This is a genomic window from Gordonia sp. NPDC003376 (assembly GCF_053589235.1).
In genome coordinates this window covers 147476-159140 of the sequence record NZ_JBSFRM010000011.1, presented here as the reverse complement: position 1 = coordinate 159140, position 11665 = coordinate 147476, and the positions used below count along the sequence as shown (strand labels likewise).

Sequence of the window (11665 nt, the reverse complement as noted above, 5' to 3'; positions counted from 1 at the left end):
GTGACGACCACAGGGGGAACGCATGAGCGGATGGACGACCGGAGACATCCCGGATCAGTCGGGACGGACCTTCGTGGTCACCGGCGCCAACAGCGGTCTCGGGGCCGAGACCGCCCGGGCGTTGATCGATGCCGGTGCCCGGGTGATCCTGGCCTGCCGCAACACCGCCAAGGCCGACGCCGTGGCCCGTGAACTCGGTGAGCGGGCCGAGGTGGCCGCCCTCGACCTCGCCGACCTGGCCTCGGTGCGGTCCTTCGCCGACGACCTCGCCGGCGCCGACGTCCTGATCAACAACGCCGGTGTGATGGCGGTGCCGCTGGGTCGCACCGCCGACGGGTTCGAGATGCAGATGGGCACCAACCATCTCGGGCACTTCGCGCTGACCGCGCTGGTGTTGCCGAAGATCACCGACCGGGTGGTGACGCTGTCGTCGGGCATGCATCAGCTGGGTCGGATCGACCTCGACGATCTCGGCTGGGAGCGTCGCCGGTACCGCGCCTGGCAGGCCTATGGCGACTCGAAGATGGCCAATCTGATGTTCGGGCAGATCCTCGCGGAACGGTTCGACGCCGCCGGTGACACCCGCAAGTCGCTGATCGCACACCCCGGGTACGCCGCCACCGGACTGCAGGGCCACACCGAGTCGATCATGGACAAGGTGATGGTTCTCGGCAATCTGTTCGCCCAGTCCGCGGCCGACGGCGCCTTGCCGACCCTGTTCGCGGCCACCTCGCCGGCTGCGGTGAACGGCACGTTCTACGGGCCGACGAAGCTCTTCGGGATGCGCGGCGCGCCGGGGGAGTCCGGGTTCAGCGGACGGGCGCGCGACGAGCGGATCCGGGCCGGTCTGTGGACCGCATCGGAGAATCTCACCGGTACCTCGATCACGCTGTAGCGCAGCCGATCACCACACACCCGGCGGGCGGAACTGCACACTGATCCGCGGGCCGACGCCGGTGCACTTGGGTACCGCGTGCTCCCAGGTGCGTTGACAGCTGCCACCCATCACCAGTAGGTCGCCCGCCGACAGCAGGAACCGGATCGACGGCCCACCCCCGTTGGGGCGCAATGCGAGTGGACGCGGTGACCCCAGCGAGAGGATGGCGACCATGGTGTCGTGGGTCGCGCCGCGGCCGATCCGATCCCCGTGCCACGCAACCGAATCCGACCCGTCCCGATACAGGCACAACCCCGCGGTCGCGAACCCCTCGGGTAGTTCCGGGCGGTAATGGGCGCTCAGGGCATCTCGTGCATGGACGAGCAGCGGATCGGGCAGCGTCTCGCCGGCGGGGTACTGCGCGAGCAGCCGCGGCACGTCGACGACGCGGTCGTACATCCGGCGACGCTCGGCCCGCCAGGCCGCGTTCTCCCGCAACGAGTCGAACAGGGCGTCGGCGCCGGTGATCCAGCCCGGTCGGAGATCCACCCAGGCGCCGTCGGTGAGTTCGCGGCGCGTCACCATGCCTGCGAGCTGCCCGATCTGCGGTTCGGTGTCGTCGGGATCGAAGATCGAACCCTGCATGCCGACGGACGTCATACGGCCAGAGTAGCGACTGTCGAACGAATGTTCTAGCCCATTCCGGGCGTGCCCTTGCTCACAGACGGCGGACGATGGTGGCCGAACGGCGAGAAGTGGAGTAGAACTTTCCAAGTGTTAGTCATGCACACTTTTGCTGACATCTCACGTCCAGTCGACAGAGGAACCCCCTAATGGCTTCAGTGCTCTTCCGGCTCGGCCGGTTCTCCTTCAAACACAAGTGGTGGGTGATCGCTGCCTGGCTGGTCGTCCTGATCGGGGTCGGCTCGGCGGTCGCCGGTCTCAAACCGACCCTGGCCAAGGACTTCGACCTGCCCGGCACCGACTCCGGTACCGCGACCAGTCAGGTGCAGGAGTACTTCCCGCAGGTCATGGCGCAGCAGGAGCATGCGTCGACCAGTGTGCTCGTCGCCGCCGACGACGGCCTCGCCAACCACACCGACCAGATCAACGCCCTGGTCGCCGACCTCAAGACCCTGCCCGACCTCACCGATGCGGCGACCATCGCCGACCCGGTGGCCGTGGCGCAGGCCCAGCCCGCACTCGCCGGCTCGGTGCTCGGCGACGGCGGCAAGGTCGGTCTGATCCAGGTCCGCCAGAACATCAAGATCATGGACCTCACCGTCGACGAGAAGAAGCAGCTCGTGGACATCCTGGAGAAGAACCGCGGCAACGGCCTGCAGGTCGAGGCCACCGGTTCGCTGATGCAGGTGATGGAGGCCGGTGGTACCGCCGAGCTGATCGGCTTCGCGATCGCGTTCGTGGTGATGATCGTCGCCTTCGGTGCGCTGGTCGCCGCGTTCATCCCGCTGATCACCGGCATCGTCGGTGTGGCGCTCACGATGCTGCTGCTGTACCTCGGTTCGGAGTTCATCACGGTCAACGAGACCGCCACCGGCATCGTCACGATGCTCGGCATCGCGGTCTCGATCGACTACGCCCTGTTCATCGTGTCCCGCTACCGCAGCGAGCTCCGACGAGGCGGTGATCGTGCCGACGCCGCCGGCCGTGCCGTCGGAACCGCGGGTACCGCGGTGGTGTTCGCCGGCCTGACCGTGATCATCGCGGTGGTTGCGCTCATGGTGGTCGGCATCCCGCTGATCACCCAGATGGGCGCCGGTGCCGCGGTTGCCGTGGCGGTCGCCGTACTCTCTGCCCTCACCCTGATCCCGGCTCTGCTCGGGGCCACCGGCCGGTTCACCTTCGCGCCGAAGATCCCGTGGATCAAGCACGCCGAGGAGTCGGCCACCGAGGACACCCTGGGTGTCAAGTTCGGCCAGACCGTCACCCGTCGCCCGATCCCGTTCATCATCGCCGGACTCGTGGTGCTGATCCTCGCGGCGATCCCGATGTCCAAGCTCGAGCTCGGCATGGAACTGACCAGTGACGACGAGGTCGCGGCCCAGAGCCTGCTGCAGCGTGGCTTCGGTGAGGGTGTCAACGGGCCGCTGCTGGTGGTGCTGCACGACGGCGACGGCCAGGTCGCCACCGCCGCGGATGCCGCGGTCGCCCATATCAAGACCCTGCCCGATGTGGCCAATGCGTCCACCATGACGTGGATGGGCAACGGACCGTCGCAGCAGAACCCGAACGTCGACGCGAACACCGCGTTGATCATGGTCACCCCGAACGGCGGACCGGCGTCGGAGTCGACCCATGCCCTCATGGAGAACATCCGCGACTACGCCCCGACCGCCGAGAAGGCCGGAGCGGAACTGCACGTCGGCGGTCAGACCGCGATCATGTCGGATCTCTCCGACCGGCTCGACAAGGCGCTGATCCCGTACCTGCTGGTGGTCGTCGGTCTTGCCTTCCTGATCATGATCGGGGTGTTCCGGTCGATCTGGGTTCCGCTGATCGGCACCGTCGGCTTCCTGTTCTCGGTGCTCGCGACCTTCGGCGTGACCGTCGCGATCTTCCAGGAGGGCTGGCTGGGTCTGATCGACCACACCAAGCCGATCCTGTCGTTCCTCCCGATCTTCCTGATCGGTGTGGTGTTCGGCCTCGCGATGGACTACCAGGTGTTCCTGGTGACCCGCATGCGCGAGGAGTACATCCACGGCATGTCGGCGAAGGATGCGATCATCGCCGGATACCGGCACGGCGCCCGCGTGGTGACCTCGGCCGCGATCATCATGATCAGCGTGTTCGCCGCGTTCATGCTCGCGCCGGACACCACGTCCAAGATGCTCGGCTTCGCCATGGCGATCGCGGTGTTCTTCGACGCCTTCATCATCCGGATGACGGTGGTCCCGGCGGTGATCGCACTGCTCGGTGATCGTGCTTGGGGTCTCCCGAAGTGGCTCGACAAGCTGGTCCTCGACTTCGACATCGAGGGTGGTGCGGTCCGCAACCGTGGCGTGCCGTCGGCGGCCGCGGAGTCCGACGGGTCCACCGATGAGCAGGATGCCTCGGCGGAAGCAACCGTGACGAGCTGATAGAGAATCAGGTCATGACCACCATGTCGGACCGGTGCCGGTCGGGCGATCCGGGGAAGTCCCCGGGTCGCCCGCTGGGCCTGCGCGGTCAACGCAAGCAACGCACCCGGGCCGCGATCCGTGACGCGGCGCTCCGCCTGTTCGCGGATCAGGGATATGCGCACACGACAGTCGAACAGATCGCCCGTGAGGCCGGGGTCTCGCACACCACCTTCTTCCGGTACTTCGTGTCCAAGGAACAGATGGTGATCGCCGACGACCTCGACGATCTGCGGGAGGAGACACTCGCCTCGATTCCGCGGGGACTCGGTCGTTTCGATCTCCTGCGCGCACTGATCCGGGCGTATTTCAGCCTGGCGATGGACGATCCCTGGGCGTCCAGTCAGGCACGTGCGCGGCTGATCATGAGCGAGCCGACGCTGCGGGTCGCGAATCAGATCGAAGCCGATGCCGCGATCTCGCACGCCACCGAGTTCTTCGCCCGATACCTGGGTGTGGCGGCCGACGATCGGCGACTGCAGGTCTTCGTCGCCGCCGCCGGGGGAGTGATGTTCCACATCGCGTGCGGTGTGCCCGACGTGGCGATCGACGGGATGCTCGACCGACTCCTCGAAGCGGTCGATCTGTTGGAGCAGGGTCTGCCGGTGTGAGTGGCCGGGTCAGGCCAGGCGGCGCAGCCGCCTGGCCGCCTCGGCGATGACGTCGTCACGCTTGGCGAAGGCAAAGCGCACCATGTGATCCCACGGTTCGGTGTCGTCGGCGAACGCGCTCACCGGCACCGCCGCGACGCCGATCCGTGCGGGGAGCATCCGGCAGAACTCCGCGCCGTCGGTGTAGCCGAGCGGGCGGGGGTCGGCGCACACGAAATACGTTGCCTCACTGCGATGCACCTCGAACCCCGCATCGATCAGGGCGGTGGAGAGCAGATCCCGCTTCGCTTGCAGCGCAGCGGCATTCGTGACCACCCAGTCCTGCTCCTGCTCGAGCGCCACGGCGACGGCCGGCTGGAACGGGCCCGATCCGACGTAGGTCATGAACTGCTTGGCCGCGCGGGCCGCCGCCACCAGCTCGGCCGGTCCGCTGATCCAGCCCACCTTCCAGCCGGTGCAGTTGAACGTCTTTGCCGCACTGGAGATCCGCAGCGTGCGCTCCCGCATCCCGGGGAAGGTGGCCAAGGGTCGGTGCGCGCGCCCGTCGAACAGCAGATGCTCGTACACCTCATCGGTGACGGCGACGACGTCGTGCTCGATGCACAGCCGCGCGATCTCGGCCAGGTCGTCGTCCGACAACACCGTGCCGGTGGGGTTGTGTGGCGTGTTCACCAGCACCAGGGCGGTCTCCGGGCCGAACGCCGCGGCCAGCGCATCGCGGTCGAGCCGGAACCCGTCGCCGTCGGTGACCAGCGGGACGGTGCGCCGCACCCCGCCGGCCATCGCGACCGTCGCCGCATACGAGTCGTAGTACGGCTCGATCATCACCACCTCGCGACCCGGTTCGGTCAGGCCCACCACCGCACCGGCGATCGCCTCGGTGGCGCCGACCGTGATCAGCACCTCGGTGTCCGGGTCGTAGTCGAGGCCGTACCGGGCGCGCTGGTCGTCGGCCACCGCATGGCGCAGCCGCGGTACCCCGATACCCGGCGGATATTGGTTGTCGCCACCGCTGATCGCCGCACACGCCGCCGCCAGCATCGATGCCGGGCCGTCGGTGTCGGGGAATCCCTGCCCGAGGTTCACCGCGTCGTGGGTCACCGCCAGCGCCGACATCTCGGCGAAGATCGTGGTGGTGAACGGTTGTAGGCGGGTGACGGTGGCCATGGGTTCAGGCTGTCACACCGCTTCCATGGCGATCCCAAGTGTCCCGCAAGCAGCGCACGTGACGCTGACGGTCCAGACAAACCCGACACCCCGAGGACCCACCATGTCTTTCACCGATCAGTGTTCCCCCGAATCCGCACCCGATCCGGTCGACGAGTTCGACGACGTCCCCGTCCGCCCCGGACTGCGCCTGGCCTGGCGCGCCGCGGTGATCGTCGGCTGCATGGGCTTCGCCCTTCTCGCGGCCTGCTCGGTCGACGTCGGCACCGACAGCGACGCCGTCAACAAACCGTCGGACATCGCGACCGGCGAGTGCCTGACACTGGGACCCGACGACGATCCCGCCAAGGTCGCCGCCACGAAGGTCGACTGTGACACCACCGACGCACTGGCCTTCTACGCTGCGTCGACGGTGGCCGCGGGCGATTCCTGCACCGCGGACAACACCTCCACCCTGACCTTCGGCGGCGACGGCGGGATCTGCCTGACCCCGAACTTCACCACCGGCAAGTGCTATCAGATCCCCGTCGAGGGCGGGCGCCTGGCCGACTACCGACTGGTGGACTGTGGTGCGAGCGCCGTCGAGGAGACGGTGATCGGTCAGACGGTCAACCGCGGTGACGTGTCGGTCGAATGCGATACCGATGCGACCAAGTGGTCATTCACCCAGCCGCACCCTGTCGGATACTGCCTGCGTGAGGTCGTGTGACGGCTCCGGTACCGCGCGTCACCCGGTAATGTTCGAGCCTGAACGCGAGGAGGGGTGACGGTGGTCTACACACCCGGTGAGTCGTTTGCCGGCTACACGATCGAACGGTTGATCGGGCGTGGCGGGATGGGTGAGGTCTATCTGGCCAAACACCCGTCACTGCCACGCAAGGAAGCCGTCAAGATCCTGCCGGCGGACCTGTCCCGCGACCCGATGTTCCGCCGTCGCTTCATCCGGGAGGCCGAACTCGCGTCGAGCATCGTGCATCCCTCGATCGTCACCATCTACAACTCGGGCGAGTACGACGGCCACCTGTGGCTGGCGATGGAGTACATCGACGGCGTCGATGCCGGTGCCCTGCTCGGCCGGCATCCGAAGGGACTCGACCCGCAGATGGTGTCGGCGATCGCCACGTCGGTGGCGTCCGCGCTCGATGCGGCTCACGCACACGGTCTCCTTCACCGTGACGTGAAGCCGGCCAACATCCTCGTCCAGGGGGCCGCCGGCGCCGTCCCGACGGACGCCCCGCGGGTGCTGCTCGCCGACTTCGGGATCGCCAAGTCCCAGCAGGACGTCACCAACCTGACCTCGGCGAACGTCTTCCTCGGGACCGTCGCCTATGTGGCCCCCGAACAGCTGCTGGGCACCGAGATCGACGGTCGGGCCGACCAGTACTCCCTGGCCGCGACACTGTTCCAGTTGTTGTGCGGCCGACCGCCGTTCGAGGGCAGCACCCAGACCACTGTGGTGGCCGCCCATCTCCACAGCGCGGCGCCGATGCTGTCGTCGGTGCGCCCCGGGACCTCACCGGGGGTGGACGCGGTGTTCGAGCGGGGCCTGCGCAAGTCCCCGGATCAGCGATATCACTCGTGCGGTGAGCTCGCCGCCGATCTCGTTCGCGCGCTCGCACAACCGGCGACGCCGGGGCCTGGTTTCGCCGGACCGGGGTTCACCGGACCGGGTCCCACCGAGGTGATCCCCACGTCGCCCACCTCGGCGGGGCCGGGAGCGCCGGTCTATCCGTATCCGCAGGCGCCGTACGCGCAGGGAGGCCATCCCGGCGGGGCCGTCCCGCCCGGGCCGATGTCCGCCCCGTTCGCCACCGGCCCCTACGGGCAGCCGATTCCCGCACCGCCGAAGAAGTCCTCGAAGGTGCCGCTGATCGTGATCGCCGCGGTGGTGGCACTCGTGCTCGTCGTCGGTGCCGGCGTCCTCGTCGCCAACGCGCTGTCGGGTTCCGATGGCACCGACACCACCGCAGGCGGGACCACCACGACGTCGGCGAGTGGCGCCGGCACCACCGTCGCCACCCCGCAGTCCACCCCGTTCACCCGGCCGCCGGTGACGCAGCAGGCCACCCCGGTGTCGAGTCCGGATCAACTGTCGTTGGGCGACTGTGTGCAGTTCGGCCGGCAACGTGACTCCTCGGGAAATGTGCCGACCGAGCGGGTCGACTGTGCCACCCCGGCGCTGACCTTCTATGCGGCCCAGTTCGTCTCGGCCACCGCGGACTGCCCCAACGAGCGCAACGCCAGCCTCACCTTCGACGGGTCTTCCCAGAAGCTCTGCCTGACACCGAATTTCGTTCCCGACGAGTGCTACCAGATTCCCCGGACCGGTGGATCACTCGCCGATTACCACGAGATCGGCTGCAGCGCTTCTCCGTTGGCGAACACTGTGGTGGTCCGGGTGACCGGGCGCTCGACCAGCCAGGTGACCTGCTCGCCGAGCGAGACCCGGTGGACTTTCGAGATGCCCGAGTCGCTCGGCTACTGCCTCGAGCAGGTCGCCTGACCGTTCCGTGAGGTGGGGCCGGTGCAAGGTGGGGTTCAGTCCTGTGGCGTGCCCTCGCCGATGGTCGGGCCGAGCAGATCGTCGGCGTCGGTGATGCGGTAGGCGTAGCCCTGCTCGGCGAGGAACCGCTGACGGTGCGCGGCGTAGTCGGCGTCGAGGGTGTCGCGCGACACCACCGAGTAGAAGTGGGCCTGCCCGCCGTCGGCCTTCGGACGCAGCAGACGGCCGAGGCGCTGCGCCTCCTCCTGCCGGGACCCGAAGGTGCCCGACACCTGCACCGCGACCGACGCCTCGGGCAGGTCGATGGAGAAGTTCGCGACCTTCGACACCACCAACGTCTGCAACTCGCCGGACCGGAACCGGTCGAACAGGGCCTCACGATCCTTGTTCTTGGTCGATCCCTGGATCACCGGGGCGTCGAGCTCGCGGCCGAGCTCCTCGAGCTGGTCGATGTAGGCGCCGATCACCAGGGTCTGGGACCCGGCGTGGCGGGCCAGAATCGAGCGCACCACATTGACCTTGGTGTGGGCGGTGGAGCACAGCTTGTACTTCTCGTCGGCCTCGGCCACCGCGTACTGCAGCCGTTCCTCGTCGGTCAAGGTCACGCGTACCTCGATGCACTCGGCAGGTGCGATCCAGCCCTGTGCCTCGATGTCCTTCCACGGGGCGTCGTAGCGCTTGGGGCCGATCAGGCTGAACACGTCGCCCTCGCGGCCGTCCTCACGCACCAGGGTGGCGGTGAGTCCGAGCCGACGCCGCGACTGCAGGTCGGCGGTCATCCGGAACACCGGAGCCGGCAGCAGGTGCACCTCGTCGTAGATGATCAGTCCCCAGTCGCGGGAGTCGAACAGGTCGAGGTTCTTGTACTCGCCCTTCGACTTACGGGTCATCACCTGATAGGTGGCGATGGTGACCGGACGGATCTCCTTGCGCTCGCCGGAGTACTCGCCGATCTCCTCCTCGGTGAGCGAGGTGCGGGCGATCAGCTCGCGCTTCCACTGGCGGCCGGCGACGGTGTTGGTGACCAGGATCAGGGTGGTGGCCTGCGCCTTGGCCATCGCGGCCGCACCGACCATCGTCTTGCCGGCGCCACACGGCAGCACGACGACGCCGGAGCCGCCCGCCCAGAACGAGTCGGCGGCCATCTCCTGGTAGTCGCGCAGATGCCAGGCGTCCTGTTCCAGGGCGATCGGGTGCGCCTCGCCGTCGACATAGCCCGCGAGGTCCTCGGCCGGCCAGCCGACCTTGAGCAGGATCTGCTTGAGCCGGCCCCGCTCGGACGGATGCACGACCACGGTGTCGTCGTCGAGTCGCGCCCCGAGCATCGGCGCAACCTTCTTGTTGCGCATGATCTCCTCGAGAACCGCGCGATCGAGACTCACCAGGGTCAGGCCGTGTGCCGGATTCTTGACCAGCTGCAACCGGCCGAAGCGCCCCATGGTGTCGACGATGTCCATCAGCAGCGGCTGCGGCACCGCGTACCGGCTGAAGGTGACCAGGGCGTCCACCACCTGCTCGGCGTCGTGTCCGGCCGCGCGCGCGTTCCACAGCGCGAGCGGGGTCACCCGGTAGGTGTGCACGTGTTCCGGTGCGCGCTCGAGTTCGGCAAACGGTGCGATCGCGGCTCGCGCCGACGCCGCGTCGGGGTGATCCACCTCGAGCAGCAGCGTCTTGTCGGATTGAACGATCAGGGGTCCATCAGTCACCCGATCCATTGTCCAGATGGGTGCACGTCGCGTCGAGTCGCACACGAAGAGTGGTCGGCGGCGTCCGGGCTACCGCCGACCACTCAGCCCTTGACGCACACGACCTGTCGCAGGTGGGCCACCACCTCGACGAGGTCGGCCTGCGCCGCGATCACCGCATCGATGTCCTTGTAGGCGGCCGGGATCTCGTCGACCACACCGGCGTCCTTCCGCGACTCGACACCGACGGTCTGGGCGACGAGATCGTCGGCGGTGTAGGTCTTGCGTGCTCGAGTCCGGCTCATCCGACGCCCCGCACCGTGCGATGCGGAGTAGAACGACTCCTCGGACCCCAGCCCGCGCACGACATACGATCCGGTGCCCATCGACCCCGGGATCAGACCCAGATCGCCCGCACCCGCCCGGATCGCCCCCTTCCGGGTCACCAGCAACTCCAGGCCGTCGATGTGCTCGGTGGCGACATAGTTGTGGTGGCAGCTGATCGGCTCGTCGAAGGCGACGACCCGGCCGGAGAAGATGTCGCGCACCGCGTCGCAGACCAGCGCCAGCATCACCCGACGGTTGCGGGCCGCATACTCCTGCGCCCACTCCAGATCACGACGATAGGCATCCATCTCCGGGGTTCCGGAGAGGAAGACGGCCAGATCGCGGTCGGGCAGGTCTGCGTTGTGGGGCAGCTTCGCCGCCGCCGACATGTGCCGCTCGGCGAGTTCCTTGCCGATGTTGCGTGAACCCGAGTGCAGCATGATCCACACCTGCTGCCCGTCGTCGACACAGACCTCGATGAAGTGGTTTCCGCCGCCGAGGGTTCCCATCTGGCGCCGGGCCCGGCCGTCGAGTTGCCGCACCCCGCGGTGCAGCTCGCCGAAGCGGTCCCAGAACGCGGCCCAGCCACCACCCAGCCGATGCCGGACGACGTCCACCGGCTCCCGGTGTCGCTCGAATCCCACCGGTACCCTCGCCTCGATGGCCGACCGCAGACCCGACAGGTCGTCGGGGAGATCCGAGGCCGACAGATCGGTCCGCACCGCAGCCATGCCGCAGCCGATGTCGACGCCCACTGCCGCCGGGCAGACAGCATCGCGCATCGCGATCACCGAGCCGACCGTGGCGCCCTTGCCCACATGGACGTCGGGCATCACCCGGACGCCGTACACCCACGGCAGCGTCGACACCCGGCGCAGCTGATTGCGCGCCTGATGCTCGATCGATTCCTCGTCGGCCCACAACAGGGTCGACGCGGCTGCGCCCGAAAGGGATACGGGGAAATGGCTCTTCATGATGCTTCCAGTGCTCGCGTGTTGTCCGTCGACGGTTGTCGGCGTGCACACGCTACGGTGCCAGGATAGGCGGATCCAGTGGTTTTCGGGCGGTCGGCCGGGTTCGGGTGGTGGTTGCCGGCGTTGTCGTGTCGCCGGGTTTCGACTCGGGTCCTCGCCTGGCGGCTCGGTCCCGGCTCAACCATCGAATGGGGTTGTGGTGGTTGGTGGTTGAGCCGATGAGGAGCGGAGCGACGAGTCGTGTCGAAACCTCTGTCGGCCGGGTTCGAGTGGTGGTCACCTCGGGCGGTGGTTGCCGGCGTTGTCGTGTCGCCGGGTTTCGACTCGGGTCCTCGCCTGGCGGCTCGGTCCCGGCTCAACCATCGAATGGGGTTGTGGTGGTTG

Annotated in this window: 9 protein-coding genes; 5 read left to right on the top strand and 4 right to left on the bottom strand. The window is 68.0% G+C overall.

All coding sequences use genetic code 11. The annotated features are described in order from the left end of the window. The first annotated feature begins 22 nt into the window (after positions 1–22). A complete protein-coding gene (locus ACWDUA_RS13765) occupies positions 23–895 on the top strand; it encodes an oxidoreductase (protein WP_449751560.1) in 873 nt (290 codons plus the stop codon). Positions 896–904: 9 nt separating this feature from the next. On the opposite strand, the gene ACWDUA_RS13760 is transcribed toward ACWDUA_RS13765, so the two are convergent. Further along, entirely contained in the window at positions 905–1537 is a 633-nt protein-coding gene (locus ACWDUA_RS13760) for an alpha-ketoglutarate-dependent dioxygenase AlkB (protein WP_449751559.1), read from the bottom strand. 173 nt (positions 1538–1710) lie between these two features. On the opposite strand from ACWDUA_RS13760, the gene ACWDUA_RS13755 reads away from it, so the two are divergent. Both ACWDUA_RS13755 and ACWDUA_RS13750 read left to right on the top strand, forming a co-directional pair. After that, positions 1711–3975, top strand: a complete 2265-nt coding sequence (locus tag ACWDUA_RS13755) for an MMPL family transporter (RefSeq protein WP_449751558.1) — start codon at positions 1711–1713, stop codon at positions 3973–3975. A 23-nt stretch (positions 3976–3998) separates the two neighbouring features. Beyond that, positions 3999–4625, top strand: a complete 627-nt coding sequence (locus tag ACWDUA_RS13750) for a TetR/AcrR family transcriptional regulator (protein WP_449751592.1) — start codon at positions 3999–4001, stop codon at positions 4623–4625. A 9-nt stretch (positions 4626–4634) separates the two neighbouring features. Here ACWDUA_RS13750 and ACWDUA_RS13745 read toward each other — a convergent pair whose 3' ends face one another. After that, the gene (locus ACWDUA_RS13745; RefSeq protein ID WP_449751557.1) at positions 4635–5792 is read right to left on the bottom strand and encodes a pyridoxal phosphate-dependent aminotransferase; all 1158 of its coding nucleotides are present in this window, start codon (positions 5790–5792) and stop codon (positions 4635–4637) included. Positions 5793–5895: 103 nt separating this feature from the next. On the opposite strand from ACWDUA_RS13745, the gene ACWDUA_RS13740 reads away from it, so the two are divergent. Together ACWDUA_RS13740 and ACWDUA_RS13735 are read left to right on the top strand one after the other, a co-directional pair. After that, on the top strand, positions 5896–6501 hold the full coding sequence (locus tag ACWDUA_RS13740) for a pyridine nucleotide-disulfide oxidoreductase (RefSeq protein ID WP_449751556.1): 606 nt from the start codon (positions 5896–5898) through the stop codon (positions 6499–6501). Between the two features lie 60 nt (positions 6502–6561). Continuing rightward, the gene (locus ACWDUA_RS13735; protein ID WP_449751555.1) at positions 6562–8295 is read left to right on the top strand and encodes a protein kinase domain-containing protein; all 1734 of its coding nucleotides are present in this window, start codon (positions 6562–6564) and stop codon (positions 8293–8295) included. A gap of 35 nt (positions 8296–8330) precedes the next feature. Here ACWDUA_RS13735 and ACWDUA_RS13730 read toward each other — a convergent pair whose 3' ends face one another. Together ACWDUA_RS13730 and ACWDUA_RS13725 are read right to left on the bottom strand one after the other, a co-directional pair. Further along, a complete protein-coding gene (locus tag ACWDUA_RS13730; protein ID WP_449751554.1) occupies positions 8331–10001 on the bottom strand; it encodes a DNA repair helicase XPB in 1671 nt (556 codons plus the stop codon). An 83-nt stretch (positions 10002–10084) separates the two neighbouring features. Continuing rightward, positions 10085–11281, bottom strand: coding sequence for an RtcB family protein (locus ACWDUA_RS13725; protein ID WP_449751553.1), 1197 nt, complete (start codon positions 11279–11281; stop codon positions 10085–10087). Positions 11282–11665 lie beyond the last annotated feature (384 nt).

What these genes read in the sequence shown, in the direction of transcription:
- ACWDUA_RS13740 (WP_449751556.1), top strand. Translation starts at nt 5,896, where the DNA reads ATGTCTTTCACCGATCAGTGTTCCCCCGAATCCGCACCCGATCCGGTC.
- ACWDUA_RS13750 (WP_449751592.1), top strand. Translation starts at nt 3,999, where the DNA reads ATGTCGGACCGGTGCCGGTCGGGCGATCCGGGGAAGTCCCCGGGTCGC.
- ACWDUA_RS13765 (WP_449751560.1), top strand. Translation starts at nt 23, where the DNA reads ATGAGCGGATGGACGACCGGAGACATCCCGGATCAGTCGGGACGGACC.
- ACWDUA_RS13760 (WP_449751559.1), bottom strand. Translation starts at nt 1,537, where the DNA reads ATGACGTCCGTCGGCATGCAGGGTTCGATCTTCGATCCCGACGACACC.
- ACWDUA_RS13755 (WP_449751558.1), top strand. Translation starts at nt 1,711, where the DNA reads ATGGCTTCAGTGCTCTTCCGGCTCGGCCGGTTCTCCTTCAAACACAAG.
- ACWDUA_RS13725 (WP_449751553.1), bottom strand. Translation starts at nt 11,281, where the DNA reads ATGAAGAGCCATTTCCCCGTATCCCTTTCGGGCGCAGCCGCGTCGACC.
- ACWDUA_RS13745 (WP_449751557.1), bottom strand. Translation starts at nt 5,792, where the DNA reads ATGGCCACCGTCACCCGCCTACAACCGTTCACCACCACGATCTTCGCC.